The following is a 21,475-nucleotide window of genomic DNA, read 5'->3' as shown; positions in this document are numbered from 1 at the left end:
CCGGCCCACAATTTCGCCAAAACAGCCTCCAGCTTGTCGGATGGGTGAAATCCCAGCAGATAACCGCGCCGTCGTGTCCTTATCCGGCGATCATGTCGCGTCTCTCAATCAGCGGTCGGGTCATCGCGGAGAGTGCGGGCGGCCAATCCTTCGGAGCCGTCACGAGATGAATCGTCCGGCCACAGCAACAAAGCCATACCCGCCTCCCCTGGGTAGCCACGACCCTACAACGGCCACGGAACCACCCGTCAACACCATAAGGACAGCAACACAAAAACGTCGCAGACGTGAGATGCGGGCCAGGGCATCCGGAGCCCTGCGACGGAGGCACTGGACCAACAGCCGGCCGCGCCAGCGGACGCCCAAAACCTGGTTGGAGCGAAGCGGAAATCAGGGTCTTGCTAGGGTGGACGGGTCCCGTCAGTGGCAGGCGCTTCTCTCCCGAGCAGCACCTCCTGGCCGGCCATTCCAATCAAAAGGGGCAGCACATGGGGTTATGGAGTTTTTTCAGGAAACGCCCGAGAGCCGCCGGCACCCTTAAGTCATCGCCCGAGGCGGGCGCCCTGGAGATGAGGGAGCCGCCGACTACCGAACAGCTCATGGACCTCGATGAGGCGTGGGCCGAGCTGGCGGCGGCCCAGGAGGCATCGGAACTGACAAACTTCCATGCCTGCACCCGCACGGGCCAGCCCTGGACAGAAGACCCGGCAGCAGTCAGAGCAGTAGCGGCAACGCTGCGGGAGTTCCCGGCCGCGGAAGCCCAGCCGCCAAGGTAGCGGCGGGGCGGGCGACGCCGGCGCCTGCGGTCTAAGAGTCCTGCCAGAACCGGGCCCCGGATACGGCCCCACAAGACGCCAGTCGAGGCTCGCCAGCGGTCAGGGACAGCACGAAGGTCACGAGAGTCAGCGGTTCCCTGAGGGGCCTGTTGTCCCCGACTCAAGAGGTCAGCTCGTGCCCCTCCCACCCGGGACCAGCGTCCGGGGGTTCGACTACTGGTTCTTTTGGTCCCGGTCGTTCTTGTCGGGGGTTTCCGGCACGATGCGCTGCAGGAGCGCGTCGTGGGCGTTTTGCAGTGTCTCTGCCCGGGCCTCGGCCGCGGCCACCCTGGCGGCCGCGTCGGCGGCTGCGGTGCTGGCCTGCTGTTCGGCGGCGCGCGCCTGCTCCAGCTGCGCTGTCATCTCCGCGGCCTGGGTTTCCAGGGCGGTGACCCGGGCGGTGAGTTCGGCGACGGCGGCGTCTTTCTCGCCCGTGACCTTGTCCAGGTCAGCGACGAGTTCGGAGATCTCCAGGCCCAGGTCTTTCTTCTCCTGCGCCCAGACCGCTTCCGTGGCGGCGTGGCGCTCATTGGCCACGGTGGACGCTTCGGCCCAGCAGGCCCCGGCCAGCCGCGCGGCCTGCTCCAGCACAGATGCCGGCGCCGCGGCGACCTGGCCACCCGCGGCCTGCTTCTCCTCCACCCATTCCTTCAGGTACCGGGTGGCGTCGGCGTTGCTCACACCCGCCGCCGCCCGCACCGTCGAGACGGTCGGCCGGCGCTCGGCACTGATCTGCTCCGCAGCAGCAAACACACGGTCTTTCACACTCAATGCCACGGCGACAACCTCACGAGTAGTAGTAGGAGTAGTAGTAGTAGGAGTAGGAGTAAAACTACTACTCCTACTACTTTCTGGCAATACCGCCCCCGATTTCTCTGGCCACATCGGCCCTCGCCGCTCCCCGCCGGGAGCTCCCGGGGGCCGGCGGGCGCCCGGCTGGGCCGAGGCGGTGGCCGCCACGTCGCCTGCCTGGTCTGGCGGGGTGGTCGTGGCAGGATGGGCTCCATCATGGACAGGCGGTTACGGCGGGCTCCGGACGCGGAATGGGTATTGATGTACCGGCTCGGGCTGAGCCGGCAACGCATCGCTGACCTCGTGCGCGCCGAGCCGGCCACCGTCGGGTATCACTTGGTCATCGCCCGTCGCCAGGACCCGGGACTCGAGGCCGCACACCACGCCGCGGCCGCGACCATGGCCGGCCTCTCCCCCGCGGACCTTGCCCACATGAACGAGATCATCGCCTGGATCGCGGTCGGGGGCGGATTCCCCCGCGAACGGTCCGGGGACAAAAACGAACGGTCGATGGCTCGGTGGCTCTCGGAACGCCGGCGCGAAGCAGCCCACGGCACCCTCGACCCGGCATACCGGGCTGGCCTCGCCCGCGTCCCCGGGTGGGAAGAAAACCCCAGGGCAGTAGCAGACGAGGTCAGATGGCATGACCGCCTCGCCGAGCTCGTGGACTTCCGGGCCGGGGGCAATGACTGGCCCCGCCACCACGACTACGCCTCAGAGCAGGAGCACACCCTTGGGGTGTGGATCCACACGCAGCGGTACAAACACCGCCGCGGCGACCTCGACCCTGAAAAGGCCGCGCTTCTGGACGCCGCGGCTCCCGGGTGGCAGGTTGGCAGGACCCGGGGCCGCCGTCCCCGGATGTGACCGGAAGCTCCCGTTTCCCGGCAGCATGACGGCCAGGGTGGCCAGTAGAATTTTTTGTGGTTCTCCAGTCCCCCCAGCTTGGAGAACCGGGAGCCTCCACGCTTGAGTCCTTGACTCGCGTGGGGGCTTCCTCACACCCCCACCCAAGGCCCGCCGCCCGACGTCCCCTCCGTGCAGCGGACCGTCGGGCCGGGTTGTGCCCATTGGGGGCAGGTGGAGCCCTCCGCACAGCTCAGAGCTGTCCCCACTGGCGTGCAGCGGACCGTCGGGCCGGGTTGTGCCCATTGGGGGCAGGTGGAGCCCTCCGCACAGCTCAGAGCAGTCCCCACTGGCGTGCAACCCGGCCCCCGGCCGGAGGCCGGTCCCAGCGGTCGGTGCCTTCTGTCGGTGCCGGGCGGTATGCTTTATTCGAAGATATATTCGAATAAAAGGTGTGTTGTGGGCGTTCTTGTTGGTCCCCGCGTGATAGATGCGGGTGCGTCGTTGTTGTCGGTGCTGATCTCTCCGGTCGCTGTCGCGGCCGGGTATCCCTCGCCCGCGCAGGACTACTTCGACGGGCGGATCGACTTGAATGAGCACCTGATCAAGGACGTCACGTCCACCTATGTGGTGCGGGTGTCCGGGGACTCCATGACCGGCGCCGGGATCAGCGACGGCGATGAACTGATCGTCAACCGCGCCCTCGAACCGGTGGACGGGTCCGTGGTCGTCGCGGTCCTGGACGGGGAACTGACCATCAAACGGCTCCGGATCACCGGCACCGGGGTCGTGCTGCAGGCAGAGAACCCCGCGTACCCGGACATCCGGGTACCGTCCCTATCCGATCTGGTGGTGTGGGGCATTGCCACCCGATGCCTGCACCACCTTTAAGGCCCGGGCCGTGTCGAAGCCGGCGGTGATGCGGCGGATGCCGCAGATCGCGCACGTGGATGTGAACTGCTTCTACGCCTCGGCCGAGCGGGCGTTCAACCCCGCCCTGGAGGGCCGGCCCGTCATCGTCCTCTCGAACAATGACGGCTGCGCCGTCACCCGCTCCCCCGAGGCCAAAGCCCTGGGCATCGCCATGGGTGAACCGTGGTTCAAACTCGCCCCGCGTGCCAAGGAATGGGGACTCGTTGCCCTCTCGAGCAACTACGAGCTCTACGGCGACATCAGCGCCCGGGTCATGGAGCTGCTGGGCCGCTACTCGGCCTGGCTCGAGGTCTACAGCATCGACGAGGCGTTCCTCGGCGTCAAAGGCACCCCGGACGAACTCCTGGCCCTGGGCCGGGACATGAAGGCCACCGTGCGGCGGAACGTCGGCGTGCCGGTCTGCGTCGGGATCGGACCGACGAAGACGATTTCGAAGCTGGCGAACAAATGGGCCAAGAACAACCCGGCTTTCGCCGGCGTCTGCCACTGGGACTCCGTGCCCGCCGCCGACAGGGAAGGGCTGATGCGGCGCCTGTCGGTCATCGAGATCTGGGGTGTGGCCACGCGGCTGACCAAACGCCTCAACGTCCTGGGGATTCATTCGATCCTTGATTTGTCCCGGGCGGATCCGGTGATGATCCGGGACCGGTTCTCCGTCGTCATGATGCGCACCGTCCTGGAACTCCAGGGCACCCCCTGCATCCCCATGGAGGAAGAACGCATCGGCCGGGACCAGCTCATCTTCTCCCGCTCCTTCGCCACCCCCATCACCACCGCCGCCGGGATCCGGCAAGTCATGTCCGTCTACGGCCAGCAAGCCTCGGCCCGGCTGGCCAAACACGGCCTCCAGGCCAAAGTCCTCACCGCCTTCGCCGGCACCTCACACTTCAACCCCAACGACACCTCCTACCCCACCGTCAGCGTGGCCCTGCCGATGCCCACCGCGGACCCGGTCCTGCTCACCAGGGCCGCCCACGCCCTGCTGCCCCGCATCGTGGAGGGCATCCGGTACGCCAGGGCCGGGATCATGGTCACCGACCTCCGCCCTACCGGCAACCAGGCACCCCTGTCCCTGTTCGAGAACCCGCACGAGGAACGCCACATCGGAACCCTCCTCGAAGACGTGACCAAAAAGTACGGCCGCGGATCCATCGGCCTCGGCCACGGCGGCATCCGCGGCGGCCCGGACTGGACCATGAAACGGGACATGCTCTCCCCCCGCTACACCACCCACTGGGACGAACTCCCCCTCGTCAAAGCCGCCTAAACCACCCGCACGACAGCACCACGAAAGAACACCACCCCATGAGCACCACCACCGCCACCGCCCCACAAACCCACGACCTGCAGGTCCGGACCGACCCATCAGGCAAACCCCTCGCCATCCGCCACGACGGCCAGATCTGGATCGTCGATCCCGACACCGACTCCCAGCACTGGTACGGACGGGACGCCTGGTGGGACACCCACCGCACCGCGGCCGTCGGCAGCGGCGACCTGGTCAGCATCGAATACTGGCAGGTACAGGTCATCCGCCCCGGCACCCACTCGGCCCTCCGGACCGCCACACTCCGACGGAGCCCACTTGCCACCGAGTGGTTCCTGGAAAGCATCAGCGCCGCCGAAACAACCGAGGACGAGTGAACCCCCAACCCATCACCGATCAGACCTGGGCAGAGATCCGGACGGAGTTCACGCTGCCCTCCCTGCAGCAGGTGCGGCGCCGGCTCTCCGAGCTCATGGAAGACCCCGAACCGGTCATGCGCCAACTCGTCCGCGTCTTCATCGACGACGGCACCTACTGCCCGGGATTCCAGTTCCTCCCCGGCGGACAACTCCACCCAGCCGTAATTGAACTCTTTGACCGTGCGATGGAACTGCAAATCCCGCACAACTACTTCACCCTCTGGATGATCACCCCATCCCGGGACCTGGCCGGAGCCCGCCCCGTCGACCACCTGAAAGACGGCACCGCTCCCCTGCTTCGCGCGCTGGAATCCTTCCACTGGAGGTAGCACTGGCTCTTGACCGCGCCGGCTTGCGTTGCACCGAGCCGCCGACCGACCACTTCATCGGCCGACAGGATCCGCGGCATCGCAGGATTGGTGCTGTCGACTACGCGGGTTTGCTTCCCCAGTTTTCGTCGGCTAATGGTGCCGCGTTAAGCTCATCCCTGCGTGCTCTCCAGTCGGGTAGGAAGCCGTCCATAAGCTCGGTGAAGCGTTCGTTGTGGTTGCGTTCAAGTAGATGGGTCATCTCGTGGACGACGATGTATTCCAGACAGTTGGGATGCTTCTTGGCCAGCTCCGCATTGAACCAGACATGAGCAGACTCTCGGTTGCATGATCCCCACTTTGTCTTCATGCGGCGAACCGACCACTTGGCAGCTTTACGCCCGATGACTGGTTCCCATTTCTCCAGAAGATCCGGGAGTTCCGATTTCAATGCCCGCCGGTACCACTTATCCAGTGCATCTCGCCTAGTTTCCGCTGGGCTGTCTTCCGGCGCATGCATCACAAGCTTGCTGCCGGAGGTCTCGAAGCGAATCCGCCCGGGCGCAAGGATGGATTGGAGCCGATAACGCTGACCCCAGACGTAGTGAGATTCGCCGGTTATCATCTCCCGCTCGGACTGCCGAACGGCGCTGCGTAGCTGCTCTCGTTGCCGCTTGATCCACGGTAGGCGTTGGACGATGGCCAGTCGGATGGCATCATCGTCGAGCCGTTCGGGTGCGGCCACGCGCACTCGGCCCAAAGGCGGGTACACGGCGATATGCATGTTCTTGATGTGCTTGTAGACCACATCCACGTCGATGCCGGCGACTCGTAGGTAGGCGTTAGCGGTACTCATGTCGTGCCTTTACGAGGTCAAACAGTTCGTCGAAGCGGTCAAAGGTGTCGGGCAGGACGCGATGGATCGCACGCTTTACGAGCTTCTCCTTCATGCCGTTGCCGACCCAGTCGTGGGGCTTGCCGCCGCGAATGGCGGCATCAACCCGAACTGCCAGGTTTGAGTCCGGGAGGGCAAAATCAACGAGCGCCCTTTGCGCGCCATCTACCGCCCAGGCCGGGTAGGTGTTGCCCGTCCCTTCGGCTCCAACAGCTTTGGCATGGGCGATCAACTGGTGGAGGTATTCCTGGTACTCGATGGCCCCTTGACGACGCTTCTCGATAATGGCGTCGAGCAGGGAAGACATAGTGTCGTAGTACTTGGGGTTCATCGCTTGCTCGTCGACGATGACCTGCCGGATGTTGTTAACGATCACCTCGGCCATAGCCTCGGGATCCTTCTTGAGGCCTGGAGGGAGCTTGTCGAGGGCTGCCGCACCCTCCTTGACGATTAGTTGTACGAGCCCGACGTCCTGAAAGTCAGCGACGACTTGGGAGGCGTCAGCTCGGATGTAGGTATCGAGGAGGAATCGCATGTCGGCTTCGTACTGTTTGAAATCCTCGTTCTCGCCCGCACCAACCTTGACCTCAGCAACCACGTCGACGTAGTGCCTGACCTCGGTCGCGATAGATGCGGCCTGGGCGTCGTCATAGCCGGCCTTGTCCATGTCGGTGGCGATAGCCGCGTAAGCGCGCGTCAGGGCAGCGACAGACTTATATAGCTCGACACGCTTGGCTTCGTTTGCCTTGATCTGGGAAGCGTTGCCAGCTTCTGTAGCGACGAAATAGTGCTGATACTGATGTGGCTGCTTGGGTGGCAGCACGGCCTCGCAGAGGGCGCGGACGCGTTCCATGGCCTCGTCAAGATCCTGCCGACCTTGTTCGTGGCGGTCTTTCATAATGCCCTGGACGTCGTCGTCGTCGTAGTCCTCGAAAGCACCCTGGGTGTAGTCGGTGATCGCGTCCTCAAGCGAGTTGAAGAGGTCCTGATAGTCCACAATGTAGCCGTAGTCCTTATCGTCACCGTCGAGGCGGTTGACGCGGCAGATGGCTTGGAAGAGTCCGTGGTCGCGCATCTTTTTGTCGATGTAGAGATACGTAGCAGAAGGTGCATCGAAGCCGGTCAGGAGCTTGTCCACCACGATCAGCAGGCGCATCTGGCCCGGCTCCTTGATGAACCGTTCCTTGACTTCCTTCTCGAACTGTTCGACCTTTGTCACGGCCTGGTCGGCCGGTTCGTTGAAGTAGTCGGCCAGCATCTGCCGGTAGATGCCATACTGACGCAATTTCTCGGTGGCGCCGTGGCCGGTATCTTCTTTGGAGATGTCCCCGGGCTGCGGCTGGTAGCTGGTAACGATGGCGACCTTGCCCTTGAGGTCGGTTTGGTTGAACATCTCGTAGAACTTGCAGGCCTGGTAGATGCTGGAGCCGACCAGCATGGCGTTGCCTGTGCCATCCATCAGGCGAGGCTTCGTGCTCATGTCGAACATGATGTCCATGACGATCTGCTTGGATCGTGGTTCCGAGCTGACGACCTTTTGCATCGTGCCCCAGCGCTTTTTAAGCTCGGCTTTGGACAGGTCGGTCATGTTCTTCGTCTTGGTATCAAACCACTGATCGATCTTGGCATGGGAGACCAGCTCCTGGTCGATGCTGCGGGCTTCGTAGCGCAGATCGAGCACCACTCCATCTGCGACAGCTTCATCGAACTTGTAGGTGTGGATGAAGGTGCCAAAGGTTTCCATACTGGTCGCCTTGTCCTTCTTCAGCAGCGGCGTGCCGGTAAAACCGATGAACATCGCGCCCGGCAGAAGCTGTTTCATTGCCTTGTGCATTTTGCCGGACTGAGTACGGTGTGCTTCGTCCACGAAGACGAACAGGTTTCCCTTGGCGAAGAAGTCCGTGGGGATTTTGGCGTTCAATTCGGCGATGAAGTCTCCGCTGGTCTGGTCGCGGGTCTGGTCGTCGTCTCCAGCGCGAAATTTGTGCACCAGGGAGCCCATCAGCCACGGTTCGTGCTTGTTCAGTGCGCCAAGCAGATCAGCACCGGAGCTGGTGCGGTAGATGTCCTCGTTGATGCCGTGGAAGACCGTCGTGATTTGTTCGTCCAGCTCGGTGCGGTCGGTGATAATCAGGACGCGGGCCTGCTCCGCGCCTTTGGTCTGATGTTCGCGGATCCACTTGGCGAGCCACACCATGGTCAGGGACTTGCCCGATCCCTGGGTGTGCCAGATGATGCCCCCCTCGCGCTTGGCGATGCGTTCCTGGGCCGCTTTGACGCCGAAGTACTGGTTGTGTCGGCAGGTCTTCTTGGTGCCAGAGTCGAAGACGATGAAGTCATGGATCAGCTCAAGGAAGCGTTCCTTGGTACACATCTGGATTAGTGCGCGATCCAGTGGATTCTCGACTTCTGACGGCTCTTTCCATGACAGCCAGTACTTTTCGGGCGTTTCGATGACTCCGTATCGCAGACCCTCGATGTCGTTGCCGGCAAAGACCAACTGAACCGTTGTGAAGAATGAGCGTATGAAGTCCTGGCGCTGATTGCCTATGTTCTGACGGATACCCTCGGAGACACCGACTTTTGAGCGCTTAAGTTCAACGACAGCCAGCGCTAGGCCATTGACGTAGAGAACGAGGTCGGGGCGCTTGTTGTGTTCGCCCTTGATTGAGACTTCCTCGACCACCAGGAAGTGATTTTCCTTCGGGTTCTGCCAGTCAATCAGCCAGACAGTCTCAGTGTTTTCGCCAATGCCAGGCCTGACTTTTACGCCGTAGCGCAGCAGGTTATAGACATCGCGGTTGGCTTCGTAGAGCTTGCGGCCGCCACCGAGCGACGCATCTTTCTTGAGCTGGTCTATCGCCTTGTTAATCAGGTTGTCGTCATAGCCGCGAGCCCGGAGGTTCTGTTCGAGTAGGGCAGTTTCAACATGGGAGTTGCCTTCTCGGTATTCCCAGTTGCCGCCGTACTCATAGCCGAGCTCTTCCTGGAACAGCTCCACCACACGGTTTTGTGTCTTGCGTTCAACCTGCCCGACTACGCTCACGATTCATGTCCCCCAAGATCTTTTTCGATTGCCTGATTCTGCCAACTGCCGTAAGTCAAGCCGGTCGATTGAAGCTTCCATTCCACGCGGCCGTTTGAATTGCGTCCGGACACAACCGCTGAGGCCGCTGTTGGCGATGCAAAGACCTGGCTGCGGGTGAACACGGCCAGTCTTCCATCAGCGGCCGGGACCAAGGTGCCGTCCCGCTCCAGTTTGTCCCGCAGCCGGCGGTAGCCGTCCTCGACGCCGATCCACGACGGCCTAGCGAGCGAGCCCTCGAGTACGGTGAACTCGCCGTCCACTTCATGGGCGGTGGCCACGATTCCGTCCTTCTTTAGTCGCATTTCAAAGAGTGGCGAAACGGAAGGCTGGCTTGACGGGTTGCCCTCAACCGGATCATTAGGTGTGTCTGAGACGGTCATCGTATTCCGGAACAGATTTACTCCGAGCACCGGCAGTGCGATCTTGGCCTGGGCTATGAAGTACTCCATGTCCGAGATGTCCGACTCGGGCAGAGGCAGGGGTGTAGGAGCTGTGCCGTTCACAAGGCGAGCCCGCTTCGCATTCTGTGCCAATGAGATCAGGCGAGATTCCAAATAGCGGGCGTGCGCCTTGGTCAGGTTGGCGTCCTTGCTCGTGAGCACGATGGCCCGCTCCCAAAAGTCCTTGCCGCCTTGATCCTCCGACCGGGAGTGCTGATACAAACGTTTGCTGACGTCATCGCCTTCGCCGATATAGGCAAGTGAGCCACCCATACTGTCCGGATCGTCACCGAGCAGGATGTAGATTCCGGTGCGGCCAGCTTCGGGACGCTTCAATAGCCCTCCGAGGTCGGATCGAGGAGCCGCCACAACGTGCCCGGTCCAGTTCATGATCTCGGCAGTCAGCAAACCTCCTGGAGTCCCGTCAGCAAGGAAAAGCCGAACGGACTTGCCCGCACTCATGCTGTGAACTCAACAGGACTTAGCCGAGTGCGACCAGTCAGGAGCTCCTGCAACATCCCCAGCTTGATCGCGCGAAATTTGGCGAGCCGTCCACGCAAGGCTTCGATTTCATCCTCAGTGTCTCCAAGTAGCGCGGCTATGGCCTTCTGCTCATCAATAGGAGGCAATTCAGGGTCAAGTTCGAGGAACTTAGTCTTGGCAATGTTGTACCGGGTCGCACCTTGCGCGAGCGATGAAACGATTGCGCGGCCACTAGCCGATCGGAAGTAGAGAGCCAGATAAGTTGGGTCAAGGAGATCAAGACGCTTCACACGAAAACCAAAACAAAAGCTGTTTAGATACGTTGCAGCTAGTGGGGCAAAGTCGACCACTGCTGCCAGAGCTAGTTCTTCAGGAGTCTCCGATGATCCGTTAAACAGAACGTCGCCTCGGGCAACGCGATTTTGGCGCTCGTAGGCCCCAACAACGACAGATTCGAGACGGGTTCCTCGTAGCCTTGGACCGCTCATGACTTCCATGAAGGTCACATAGCTGGCCGTTCCGCGCCCAAAGTCCTCCTTGCTCTTTCCGGTGAGTCCGCCATACGTCATGCCGACTTCGCGCAACCGGACTCGGCGCCATGACTCGGAGAACCCCGGAAGTCGGGTCTGGCCGGTGAGGAGCTGCTGCATCATCCCCTGCCTAATCGCCTGCTTTTTGGCGATTAGGCGTTCGAGGGTGGTGATGAGGCCGTCGGCATCCCTGGCCGCGGTGCCAATCGCTTCTTGTTGGTGAATATCGATTGCAGGAACCCTAATGGACCCGACTTGCTGGAAGTTCAAGCCCTGTCGATTACCCCCAGCTTGGTATGCATCAATTTGATCTTGACCGATGCGCGAGCTGAGGACTGCATTTACAAACTGTGGGTCCATGACGCCGCGTTTCAGGCGAATCTCGCACACATGCTGGTTTACGTTGCCGCCGTCCAGTTCGTCGCTAGCAATCGCAGATCGGCCTATTGACGCCCCTGTAATATTTAGCAGAATGTCACCACGGCGAATCTCGGTGGCGGGAAATGTCGTGTGCGTTGCCTCGTCGATGTAGGCGAGATCCGTAAGGCGGAGCTCTCCCCATCCGACATTCTGGCTACGGACGAACGGCCTGCCGGAAGTTTTGTATACCGTCGAACCACCTCGAGGTGTGATGCCGCTGCCAATTCTAGTGGTGACGTCTGCGAGTCGTACTATGCGGTGAGTCATTACCGAATGCCCATAGCCAACAGGTGTTCAGCAACTTTGGCTTCGAACTTCTCGAGTTCGGTGTTGAGGTTGCCAACAGTATTGGCATAGCGCTCACCCAGTTGCTGAATACGCCCAACGAGTTCGCGGGCAAGTGCATGAACTTCGCCGGCAACACGCCGATTGACGGTTTCATGCCATTTATCATCCAGGACTAGTCGCTTGATATCGTCTTCGTCCAGGTCCCCGTACTTCTTGAGCGTGGCGAGATCGAGCTCGGCTTGCGCATCTTTGGACGCCTTCCTCGCCGCCGCTTCTGCATCATAGAGCTTGACTAGGTGCCCAAGTGCCTTCACTTCGTCAGGGTCGGAGCCTTCGCGTTTGGCTACCTTGAGGCGCGCGGATGCTAAGGCTTTAGTGATTTTGTCATCGTCCATCGCTTCGGCAAGGAGTCCCTCTTCGACGGCGTGTTCCACTGTATATTCCTCAACGATGCGGCTGGCTTCTTCAGCAGCTGCGGACAGATGGTCCAGTTTGGATTGCTTATCGGCGAAGTAATCTGAAACAACAAGAGCAGGTGAAATCAGGTCCATCTTGTACTTTGCAGCGTTGCGGCCGAAGCCAATGGATAGATCCGGTGTCTCCAACAGCTTTCGCTCTTTGTCGTCGATAGTTTTGCGCGGTGTCGCAGCGCCGGTCCAGCCGTCGTTCATGATGAGGAAGACGTCGTCATGCATAACATCGTGCCAATAGGACAAGAGCTGTTCGTACACGCTGTACTCGTCCAGTAACGGCGTGTGCTTGAAGCGGGCCAGCAAGTCGTCACCCAGCTCGGCAATGAGTGCGTTTGGTTTGGTATCTTCGGTGATTGCTCCCAAATCGGCGCGGTGGGCGGCGAACCAGTTGTCGACTTCCGCGCTGACTTCCCTAGCGAACTGCCTGAATTCTTCGGAATCGAGGATGGCCTGTTGCACTTCAGTGACGTCAATTGCTAGGTCGCTGTATCCGGGTCGGTTTGGCTTGAACAGTGTCAAGCGGAGGGTGGGGAAGGCATCCCAATAGCCAGCCAAGGCGTCAAGGTCGCGCTCCGGAATCCCGCCGTGGATGTGGGCGTGGAGATCCTGAATATCTTCCGGCGCCGAGGAGTCAATGTAGCGCGGGATGTTGAGGTTGTAGTCGTTCTTGTCATCCGCGATTTCAGACAGCGGAACCACCCGCGAATAGCGTTCGAGCTCGGTCTGCTTAGTGAAGACGTCAACGATCTTGTGTAGGTCTTGCGAACGCAGTCGGTTCTTGTTGCCATCCTTGAGGAACCCTTTGGAGGCATCGATCATGAACACGCCCGTGCGGGCTGCCGCATTTTCCTTGTCCAAAACGATGATGCAGGCAGGGATGCCCGTGCCATAGAACAGGTTGGCGGGCAATCCGACAATGCCCTTGATGAAGCCTTGCTTGAGTAAGCGCTTGCGGATGCCAGCTTCGGCGTTTCCGCGGAACAGGACACCGTGGGGCAGGATTACGGCCGCCTTGCCTGTACTCTTCATTGATTTGAGAATGTGCAGCAGGAAGGCGTAGTCGCCATTCTTCTCCGGTGGCATGCCGTATTCAAAACGACCGAACTCGTTCTCGAGACCGTTGCTCCAAGATTTCACAGAAAAGGGTGGATTGGCCACCACGAAGTCGAACGGTTCGAGCTGGTCGCCCTTTGTAAATTGGGGGCTGGTGATCGTGTCGCCCTTGCGGATATCCGCGATCTCGTTACCATGCAGGATCATGTTCATCTTGGATAGCGCCCAGGTGGCGTTGTCCTTTTCCTGGCCATATAGGGTCAGGCCGTTGGGTGCTTCATCGCCGACTTTGAGCAAGAGGGATCCGGAGCCGCAGGTGGGGTCGTAGGCTGTCTCCGAGAACAGGGTCTCAGCATTGATGCCGAGTAGCTTGGCGAGAATGCGCGAGACCTCGGCCGGCGTGTAGAACTGACCCTTAGATTTGCCGGATTCAGTCGCGAAGTGTCGCATCAGGTATTCATAAGCGTCTCCCAGCAAGTCGTCACCTTCGGCGCGGGAGCCCCGGAAGTCGAGGTCCTGGAAGATGGTGACCAACTTCGAAAGTCGGTCCTGCATCTCCTTGCCTTTGCCGAGCTTCTCCTCGTCGTTGAAGTCGGCTAGGTCGATAACGTTCTGTAGATCGTTGGCTTCTGCGAGCTTGGCGATGATCTTGTTGATTCGATCGCCGATTTCCTTGTCGCCCTTGGACGCGATCATGTCGTCAAAGGAGCCGCCAGCAGGTACGGTGATCAGCGCGCTGGCGTCGGTCCGGGCCTTGTCCGACACGTACTTCACGAACAGCATTGTCAGGATGTAATCCTTGTACTGGCTGGCGTCCATGCCACCGCGCAGTTCATCACAGCTCTTCCAAAGTGAGCTATAAAGATCCGATTTTTTAAGCGCCACGCCTCGTACCCCTTGCATTGATCCAGCTTCAGCGAACTCGTCAGTAGTCCCCAGCTACGCGACGGCAGCCACTTAGTGTCGATTCAATCTACCGGGAGCGACGCCAAATTAGGCCACTGTCGTCAGCACCGTGCGCAAGCTTTTCCGCGCGGTCTAGGCGTCAGACCACATGCAATCCCTGTTGCGGGAGGTAGGGCAGGCGTCCCACTTCCTAGGTTCTATGGGGGTCCGATCGCCTGTCGTGGACTGTGGCACAGGCTGGGTCGCTTGCTTGGTGGACGACGGGTTCTCTCCGTGTGTCGGTCAGGTGTTCTTCGTCATGGCGGCCATGATTGGCATAGGAGATGACTATGCGAACTTTTCCAGTCCAGATGCCTTCTGGAATGCGCTACTGGACAGTGATCGGCGAGGACCTGCTGGTCATGTCTGTGGCGGATGCATACCTGCGGTACTTACGGTTCGGGCGTGACGCTGCCGAGTCGACGACTAAGACCTACGCGGGCGCGGTCGCACTGTATCTGTCGTGGTGCGCGGCCACCGGGCAGGATTGGCGTGCGGCTGCGGGGAAGATGCCGGCGTTCGTATTGTGGCTCCGCCACTCCCCGTCACAGCCGGGGACAACGCCCGGCGGTCCGGTCGAGGCTGCGGTCCGAGGACCGCGGCGGATTAACTGCGTGCTCGCAGGGGTGCGGGGCTTCCTGACCTTTGCGGTGGATCACGGCGAGGCTCCGAGAGGAGTGCTTGGTCATCTTTACGAGCTTGCCAATAGCCAGGATCTGCCGGCTGAGGCGCGCGGTGAGGACGGCGCCTGGAGGCTGCGGATGAAGGCCCGGCACCGGGTTCCGGCTATCAGGCAACGGCCGGACCGGGCCAGCGATGAAGACGTCCTCGCACTGCTGAGGGCATGCCTCTCGGCCCGTGACCGGCTGCTGGTGATGCTGCTCGCGCGGGCGGGGTTGCGTCGCGGCGAGCTGGTGGGGCTGCGGCGTGAGGACGTCCATTTCCTGGTCGACTCATCGTCCTTGGGCTGTGGCTTCCCTGGATCTCACCTGCATGTGGTGCGGAGGCAGAATACCAACGGCGCGTGGGCAAAAGCGCGGCACTCCCGCATCGTCCCCGTGGATTCACTGGTCGTGCATGCCCACGACCAGTACTTCACCGAGAGAGTCATGAATCCCGCGGCGGGTGAGAGCGATTTCGTGTTCGTGAACCTGTTCCGGGCACCCATGGGCGCGCCGATGACTCCGGCTGCGGTAAACGAATTGCTGGCCGCGGCCTCCCGCCGTGCGGGTCTGGATCCGGCCGTGCACCCGCATGCGCTGCGTCATGGATTTGCCAGTAACGTCCTGGACGCCGGCGGGAGCATCGACGAGGTCCAGGAGCTCCTCGGCCATGCCTCGATCAGCTCGAGCCAGGTGTATCTCCACCCGGCACCGGAGCGGTTGCGCGCAGCGGTGGAGCGGGTAGCCCTGGCCGCCACGTCACCGGGAACGTGACGAGGTGACCGCGATGACAGCCCGTGCTCTGGTCACGTCGACGCACGAGCACCAGCTGGAAGCAGAACGGGCCAAAGACATCTGGGCGATGTCCCTGTTTGGCCACAGCGGGCGGTTGGACTTCACGGCGATCAGCCAACCCTGGTTACGCGAGGGTGCGAAACGGTGGGCGATCCACGACCTGATACGTCGTCGGGGCGAGGGCGCCACCACGGTGCTGAGGGCCCACGTGGCGGCAATGGCGGGGCTCTCAGAAAGCTTGTGCGCCCATAGAAGCGACCGCGGCCTGATCATCCGTGACCTCGGGCGCCCCGACATTGAGTTGTTTCTGCAACGTCTCGCCTACCTGGAGGATTGCGGGAAGATCACCGCGTTGTCCCGATCCCTGAGCTGTCGAAAGGCTCATCATGCGCTGCGTCAGATGCGGCTGCTCGGCCTGACACGGGCTGGTGACCCGCTCAGCGGGCTGCCTGACGACTTCGCGTTCCGCCGCGAGGACGTTCCCCGGCGCCCAGACCGGCAAACTCCCAACCGGTCGCTGCCGTCCGAGATCCTCGCCCAGCTCTGCGATGCCCTGCCGCTGCTGCGCACCCGCGTGCCGAAAGAGTTGGCCGTTGCGATCGAGTTGCTCATCGACACAGGCCGCCGGCCCGGGGAGATCCTGAACCTGCCCTGGGACTGCATGGACCGCGACCACGACGGGAACTATGTCCTGGTCTACGACGACCTCAAGAACAACAGGCCGGGCCGGCGGCTTCCGATCACCCACACGACCGCCGACCTGATCACCGCCCAACAGCAGGAAATCCGGGAGCGGTTCCCCGGCAGCAACCCGGCGTCGCTGGTTCTGCTGCCCTCTGACGAAGACCCGGACGGCCGGCGTCCGCTGGCTCGGCATCGTATCGGCCGGGCCCACCGCGGCTGGCTCGCTTCGCTGCCCTCTCCTCTCCGGCGGTCCGACGGCAGCAGCTACGATCTGACCACGATCACGCCCTACTCCTATCGGCACACCTACGCGCAACGGCATGCAGACGCCGGCGTCGCGCTCGATGTACTCGCCGAGCTGATGGGCCACGAGCTATTGAGCTCGACTCAGGCCTATTACCAGGTCGGCGAGAAACGCCGCCGTGCCGCGGTCGACCGGCTGGCCGACCACCGGTTCGACCGGCACGGAAACCACCTCTGGCGGGACGCCCAGGCTCTACTCGACGACGAGCACGCGCGCCACACGCTCGGCCAGGTATCGGTGCCGTACGGCAACTGTCACGAACCCTCTAACGTCCAGGCAGGGGGTGGTGCCTGTCCATTCCGGTTTCGCTGCGTCGGCTGCGATCACTTCCACACCGATCCCTCGCATCTGCCGGAGTTGAAGGCATACCTGCATGACCTGCTCAGTGACCGCGAACGCGTGCTGGCCACCACCGATCTTGAAAACTGGGCCAGAACAGAAGCTCTACCCTCGGAGGAGGAAATCCGCCGGGTGAAAGAACTCGTGCACCGGGTCGGGGAACACCTTGAACAGCTCGCCCCCGCCGAGCAAGCCGACATCGTCGCCGCAATTTCAGCCGTCCGGCGCACCCGCCAAGTGACCAATCTGGGCATGCCCGCGATCAGGGGCGAGCCCGGTCCCAGCGCGGGAATGGAGAAACTGTGAACAGCAACACCAGCGGCATCGCCGCGGCCCGGCAGGCCCACAGCACACGATGCCGGCAACGTGTCCTCGCCGCGCTCGAGCAAGCTGTCCATCTGGGCGCCGAAATCAGCATCTCCTCGATCGCCCGCCGCGCCGGGGTGGACCGCAGCTTTCTCTATCGCCACAGCGACCTCCACGCCGCGGTGCTTCTCAAGGCCGCCGAACCAACCACCGCAAAGACCGGAGGACCGAGCGTCAGCAGGCCATCCCTCATTACAGACCTGGCCAACGCCCATGAGCGCATCGCCCGTCTGTCCCGCGAAAACGCCCAAGTCCGCCAGCGTCTGTCCGAGCATCTCGGTGAAGAGGTGTGGCGGGAGTCCGGCCTCGGGGCCCCCGACGATGTCGACCGTCTGCATCACCGCGTCACCGAACTGGAACAACACACCGCAGAACAACGTCGACAACTCTCAGAACGCGACGACGAGCTCGACGCGGCACGGGCCGCAAACCGAGAGCTCATGACCCGACTTAACCGGCCGCACCCCGACGAGAGCAACCACTAGGCCCACACCTGCGGGCGCCAGAGTAACGCCCGATCAAATCAGCTGCACTTCACATCCGAATAGACCTCGATGAGGCGGGTGGGCGCGTCTGGGAACCCCGCTTCAGCCAGACCCGATCTGACTTCAGCCCTAACTGCCTCAACGTGCGCGAACCCTTCGAGCCGGCTCTCGGTGATCTCTCGGTCGCCGGACTGAGATTCCGTGATGGTCCTCTTCCACTCCTCTAGCTCAGACGCTTCAACCTCGGCCGAGGTGAGCGCCCGGCTGGCTGCGTCAGACGCTGCCCTGGGGACATCGTCAACCATTGGTTCAAGCCACCATTGAGCAGTACATTCTGCTCCTTGGACAGCGAAAGTTTCCTCCCTGTCGGGAGCGCCTCGAGCTTCGCCGCATCCTGAAACCAACGCCGCAACTACCAAAGCGAAAACACTGATCAATGAAAATCTCCCCATACGACCACCCTACAGAGGCTCTTCCAATGATGAATCGTCAGGATCCAGATCAGAGTTCGCTTGGCGGCTCAAGATGTCGTGGTCTAGGACTGGCCGATGAGTCTGCCCCGGTGCGAGCTGATGGCCCGACTCAACCGGCCCCACTCCAACAGGTGAAAACACTAGGACCACACATGTGGCCCACGTCAGTAGGGCGTCCGACGACGCCTGACCTGCACAAACGAGCTCTGTTCCTTGCCGGAGTCCTCTCGACCCCGAGAGAACCTAGGAACCGGGACACCCTCGGTGGGACACTCCCCCGCGAATCCGAATCGCCTAAACGCCGCGTAATCTGACTGTCCCGTATGTTGTGCCAAAACCCCCGCCACAATCGCCTGTCGCAGGGATAACTTTCGGTACGGTTCAGGCATGGAAATTGGTTATGCGCGTGTATCAACGGTGAAGCAGGACCTCGCCCGGCAGTTGGATGCCTTGGCGGCCGCCGGCATCGAGACGATCTTCTCGGATAAGAAGTCCGGGGCCACCACAGATCGCGCGGGTCTTCAGGACGCATTGCGACACTCCAGAGCCGGTGACGTGCTTGTAGTCCACACGCTGGACCGGCTGGGACGGACAGTGCGGGACACGTTGAATCTGGTCCACGAACTGAAGGAACGCGGAGTCGGTGTCCGCACCCTGGCTGATCCCCTACCCATCGACACTTCCAACCCGGACAATCCCATGGCGCAGTTGGCGGTTGTCATGCTGGCACTCTTCGGAGAGATGGAGCGGACCTACTCGGCCGAACGGGCCTCGCATGCGCGGGCAGTGGCATCTGCCAACGGGCGCCGTACGGGACGGCCTTCCGTGATCGATGCCGACAAGCTCGAACACGCCGCCCTGCTGCGAGATAAAGGCTTCTCCATGAAGGAGATCACCGCCAAGACCGGGCTGAAACGCACCACCCTGTACCGGCACCTGCCACCCCGCTCCCCCGCTGCTGACCTGGTAACCACTAATGCCCTTTAATACGGACGCGTTGAGTTTTGCCGTGACCCGGGGTAACAGCGGTGCCGACCAGAACCTCAACAACCTGGCCCCACCGGCCTAGCGTGATTTTCCCGAACATTGGTCCTCAAGCCCCAGCTCCAAACGCCAGTCCTTTTGATGCTTGGCGCTACTTTCCCGAGAGTTGGTACCCGCCCTGCATGGCAAGGTGTGCCGTCAAGAGTCCTATACGGTCAGGCTCAGGAGTCCCAGCTTCAGCGCCTTCTCCCCCTGTGGGGAAGCGGCGCGGAGCGTCCCCTGCTCGAAGCTGTAGGTGAAGAGCGCAGCATCGCCCCTCCGGCCGACCTCCAGCGCCGCCGCTGAATACCCGCTCCGGGAGAACACCACAGGGATCTTGCCTTCCATGGAGGCAACCCCGACGATTTGGCGGACGATTCCGGGGGAGACCGGAACGGCATGGTGTTTCACTTCTCCCACGAAATGCTTACTGTCCACGTCAACCCCGCCATCCCGCGTCGCCTGGGAAACTTTGCATCCGGTGGCGCCCAGGTACTCCATCCAAGCCTTTGCAAGGTACTCAGCCTGCCGGGGAGAGCACGTGGCCATTGGTTCCGGCCTGCCTCCTTGCGAATCCCACAATAGATCGCCCCGGTCAACGGTAGCGGAGGCTACCGGCACGGTTGCGGCGGGTTGCCTCAGCTCGTGATAAGCATCCCTAAGGCACCCTTCTGAGCAGGTCATTAACCACAGGCCAACGTCTCGGCGCGCGAAATACTGGGGGTCGTAGGTTTCGTAGTACCGCCGCATGTCCTGCCGGTATTTCTTAGTGGAGCCGAAAAACCCAGGTTCTTTCGGCGCAGGAGGCATGGAAGTCGGTTGGGGATACATCCCGTCAATCGTCTTCCACGCCCATTCCGCGATGTCGCTTTGCTGGGCTTCCCAACTACCGCCATCTTTGGCCATGATTGCGGCACGCTCCCGCATCAGGTCCCATAAGGGCTTGAAGTATTTACGGTCCAGACGATCCGGCGGGTGATGATACATAAAATGCCTCCTGAAGATGCTTTGCCAAGTCGCTTCCTTGGCTCTCAAGGAGGTGCGCGTCAAAACACTACTAGAGACGGGTTTGCCCCATCGCTCGGAGGTACACCATTACTGCCTTGCCCCCGAAGAGGCATGCGTAGCGTGGCGGTTCGGTGCGCGTTCGTGGCCCGGGGGCCACACAGGGAACGGAAACCCTGGTCCTGAGGAACCGCCAGGGGGTAGTGCCCACTAGGGTGGTGTAACGGCCCGGCCCTGGGCGTGTTGTTCCCGAACGTGAGGCGGCCATCGCGCTCAGATCCGAAGCGCTGTCCGTCCTGTCAACGGCAGCGAAACCTCTGCCCAGGTTGCCCGCGATCTCGGAATGTCCCGGGCAACATTTTATCGACGGTCGCGAGCCCTCACAGGCTAGACACCCTCCCCACCCCTGGAGCTCATGGCAGCGGTGCACTGGTGGTGTCTGGCTGCAGCATAACCGTGTCATGGCTTAGCCCGCCGGTCACCCTTTACAGACCGTGCGACATCCACGGCGATATAGACCCGTCTGGCCAAGTCGTCACAGCGCGCATCCTTGCCGGTGGCATAGGGTGTCCCCGTGTCTGATCTGGAATTTGTTGCTCTCCACAAGCCTGTTGAATCGGCCGCCTCCGCCAAGCCGGCTCCCCGGGCGGCCCTCACTCTCACTCATGTGCTCACCGGCATGGGAGCGGACCATGAACCGGGTGCCCGGCTGGAGGATATACACCTCATCCGGCACACCTTCAAACCCGGGGATCCCGCTGCGCTGCGTGGGCCAGAGGACCTGACCGCCGAACGAGTCTTCGCCTACACCAGGGAACAGGACGTCTCGCCCCGGCGCTTCCCCGCAGATCCTCCCCGATACTGGGTGATCTTCGTTGCCGACGGCCAACACCGGTCCCGACTGTGGGGCACCTTCGAGAACCATGGCGAGGTACGCGAAGAACGCACAGACTCGAACCGCTTCTTTGACCTGCGCCCGACAGGATTTCTAGCACCCCTTAACGACCGGCTCGTTATCGAATGGGACACTCCCCGCAGCTGGCATCGGAGCGCTGCCTCAGCCAGCGCCGGGCGCATGCCTGTGCTGGAGATCGCCGATCGGGACAAGGTCGAGTTCCCCGGGTTCGACGGCGTGCTGCTCACCTACCACCAAGTGTGCGACATGGTGGATGACCCGCGGTACGCCATCTGGCGCGCTGCCCTGTCAGAGGTCCAAGGAATTTACCTCATCACGGACTCCAGCAACGGCAAGCAGTACGTCGGCAAGGCCGACGGCGCCGAACGCATCCTTGGCCGGTGGGCAACCTATGCCCGCGACGGTCACGGCGGGAACGTCGCCCTCCG

The 21,475-nt window shown here is 61.9% G+C and carries 19 protein-coding genes; 11 read left to right on the top strand and 8 right to left on the bottom strand.

What is annotated here, in order from left to right; all coding sequences use genetic code 11:
• Positions 1-569: 569 nt before the first annotated feature.
• A complete protein-coding gene (locus tag BJG92_RS15365) occupies positions 570-776 on the top strand; it encodes a hypothetical protein (RefSeq protein ID WP_232084861.1) in 207 nt (68 codons plus the stop codon).
• A gap of 213 nt (positions 777-989) precedes the next feature.
• On the opposite strand, the gene BJG92_RS15360 is transcribed toward BJG92_RS15365, so the two are convergent.
• Positions 990-1,592 (bottom strand): DNA-binding protein, encoded by a 603-nt coding sequence (locus BJG92_RS15360; RefSeq protein WP_232084860.1) that lies wholly within the window; start codon positions 1,590-1,592, stop codon positions 990-992.
• 231 nt (positions 1,593-1,823) lie between these two features.
• On the opposite strand from BJG92_RS15360, the gene BJG92_RS15355 reads away from it, so the two are divergent.
• From BJG92_RS15355 to BJG92_RS15335, 5 genes are all read left to right on the top strand, one after another.
• The gene (locus BJG92_RS15355; RefSeq protein WP_232084859.1) at positions 1,824-2,474 is read left to right on the top strand and encodes a helicase associated domain-containing protein; all 651 of its coding nucleotides are present in this window, start codon (positions 1,824-1,826) and stop codon (positions 2,472-2,474) included.
• A gap of 438 nt (positions 2,475-2,912) precedes the next feature.
• On the top strand, positions 2,913-3,344 hold the full coding sequence (locus BJG92_RS15350; RefSeq protein WP_232084858.1) for a LexA family transcriptional regulator: 432 nt from the start codon (positions 2,913-2,915) through the stop codon (positions 3,342-3,344).
• 28 nt (positions 3,345-3,372) lie between these two features.
• A complete protein-coding gene (locus tag BJG92_RS15345) occupies positions 3,373-4,653 on the top strand; it encodes a Y-family DNA polymerase (protein ID WP_232084892.1) in 1,281 nt (426 codons plus the stop codon).
• Positions 4,654-4,691: 38 nt separating this feature from the next.
• Positions 4,692-5,030: a hypothetical protein gene (locus BJG92_RS15340; protein ID WP_232084857.1), complete on the top strand. Its 339-nt coding sequence runs from the start codon at positions 4,692-4,694 to the stop codon at positions 5,028-5,030.
• Positions 5,027-5,401: a hypothetical protein gene (locus BJG92_RS15335; RefSeq protein ID WP_232084856.1), complete on the top strand. Its 375-nt coding sequence runs from the start codon at positions 5,027-5,029 to the stop codon at positions 5,399-5,401. The genes BJG92_RS15340 and BJG92_RS15335 overlap by 4 nt, the downstream gene beginning before the upstream one ends.
• A gap of 100 nt (positions 5,402-5,501) precedes the next feature.
• On the opposite strand, the gene BJG92_RS15330 is transcribed toward BJG92_RS15335, so the two are convergent.
• Genes BJG92_RS15330 through BJG92_RS15310 form a run of 5 tightly spaced genes read right to left on the bottom strand, consistent with a single transcriptional unit; the run spans position 5,502 to position 13,935 of the window.
• The gene (locus BJG92_RS15330) at positions 5,502-6,236 is read right to left on the bottom strand and encodes a M48 family metallopeptidase (RefSeq protein ID WP_232084855.1); all 735 of its coding nucleotides are present in this window, start codon (positions 6,234-6,236) and stop codon (positions 5,502-5,504) included.
• The gene (locus BJG92_RS15325) at positions 6,223-9,321 is read right to left on the bottom strand and encodes a type I restriction endonuclease subunit R (protein ID WP_232084854.1); all 3,099 of its coding nucleotides are present in this window, start codon (positions 9,319-9,321) and stop codon (positions 6,223-6,225) included. The genes BJG92_RS15330 and BJG92_RS15325 overlap by 14 nt, the downstream gene beginning before the upstream one ends.
• On the bottom strand, positions 9,318-10,265 hold the full coding sequence (locus tag BJG92_RS15320; protein WP_232084853.1) for a GIY-YIG nuclease family protein: 948 nt from the start codon (positions 10,263-10,265) through the stop codon (positions 9,318-9,320). Before BJG92_RS15320 ends, BJG92_RS15325 begins: the two co-directional genes overlap by 4 nt.
• Complete coding sequence (locus BJG92_RS15315; protein WP_232084852.1) at positions 10,262-11,503, bottom strand: restriction endonuclease subunit S; 1,242 nt, start codon at positions 11,501-11,503, stop codon at positions 10,262-10,264. Before BJG92_RS15315 ends, BJG92_RS15320 begins: the two co-directional genes overlap by 4 nt.
• Positions 11,503-13,935, bottom strand: a complete 2,433-nt coding sequence (locus tag BJG92_RS15310) for a type I restriction-modification system subunit M (RefSeq protein ID WP_232084851.1) — start codon at positions 13,933-13,935, stop codon at positions 11,503-11,505. Before BJG92_RS15310 ends, BJG92_RS15315 begins: the two co-directional genes overlap by 1 nt.
• A gap of 350 nt (positions 13,936-14,285) precedes the next feature.
• Here BJG92_RS15310 and BJG92_RS15305 point away from each other — a divergent pair, with 350 nt between their 5' ends.
• From BJG92_RS15305 to BJG92_RS15295, 3 genes are read left to right on the top strand one after another with little or no spacing between them, the layout of a single operon-like run.
• Positions 14,286-15,431 carry a tyrosine-type recombinase/integrase gene (locus tag BJG92_RS15305; protein ID WP_232083194.1) on the top strand — a complete coding sequence of 382 codons (1,146 nt, stop codon included), beginning with the start codon at positions 14,286-14,288 and terminating at the stop codon, positions 15,429-15,431.
• Between the two features lie 13 nt (positions 15,432-15,444).
• Positions 15,445-17,085: a tyrosine-type recombinase/integrase gene (locus BJG92_RS15300; protein ID WP_232083202.1), complete on the top strand. Its 1,641-nt coding sequence runs from the start codon at positions 15,445-15,447 to the stop codon at positions 17,083-17,085.
• Entirely contained in the window at positions 17,082-17,630 is a 549-nt protein-coding gene (locus BJG92_RS15295) for a DUF6262 family protein (RefSeq protein WP_232083193.1), read from the top strand. Before BJG92_RS15300 ends, BJG92_RS15295 begins: the two co-directional genes overlap by 4 nt.
• Positions 17,631-17,668: 38 nt before the next feature.
• Here BJG92_RS15295 and BJG92_RS15290 read toward each other — a convergent pair whose 3' ends face one another.
• Positions 17,669-17,935, bottom strand: coding sequence for a hypothetical protein (locus BJG92_RS15290; RefSeq protein ID WP_232083192.1), 267 nt, complete (start codon positions 17,933-17,935; stop codon positions 17,669-17,671).
• 555 nt (positions 17,936-18,490) lie between these two features.
• Between BJG92_RS15290 and BJG92_RS15285 the strand changes: the two genes are divergently transcribed.
• The gene (locus tag BJG92_RS15285) at positions 18,491-19,090 is read left to right on the top strand and encodes a recombinase family protein (protein ID WP_232084850.1); all 600 of its coding nucleotides are present in this window, start codon (positions 18,491-18,493) and stop codon (positions 19,088-19,090) included.
• Between the two features lie 204 nt (positions 19,091-19,294).
• Here the strand turns inward: BJG92_RS15285 and BJG92_RS15280 are convergent, their stop codons facing one another.
• Positions 19,295-20,113 (bottom strand): restriction endonuclease, encoded by an 819-nt coding sequence (locus tag BJG92_RS15280; RefSeq protein WP_232084849.1) that lies wholly within the window; start codon positions 20,111-20,113, stop codon positions 19,295-19,297.
• Between the two features lie 592 nt (positions 20,114-20,705).
• On the opposite strand from BJG92_RS15280, the gene BJG92_RS15270 reads away from it, so the two are divergent.
• Positions 20,706-21,475, top strand: a 770-nt coding sequence (locus tag BJG92_RS15270) for a hypothetical protein (protein ID WP_232084848.1), incomplete at its 3' end; no start/stop codon positions are given.

The sequence above is a fragment of the Arthrobacter sp. SO5 genome, assembly GCF_020532805.1.
Classification (GTDB): Bacteria; Actinomycetota; Actinomycetes; order Actinomycetales; family Micrococcaceae; genus Arthrobacter.
Note: the sequence above shows the minus strand (reverse complement) of the source record. Positions and strands in the feature narration are given on the sequence as shown.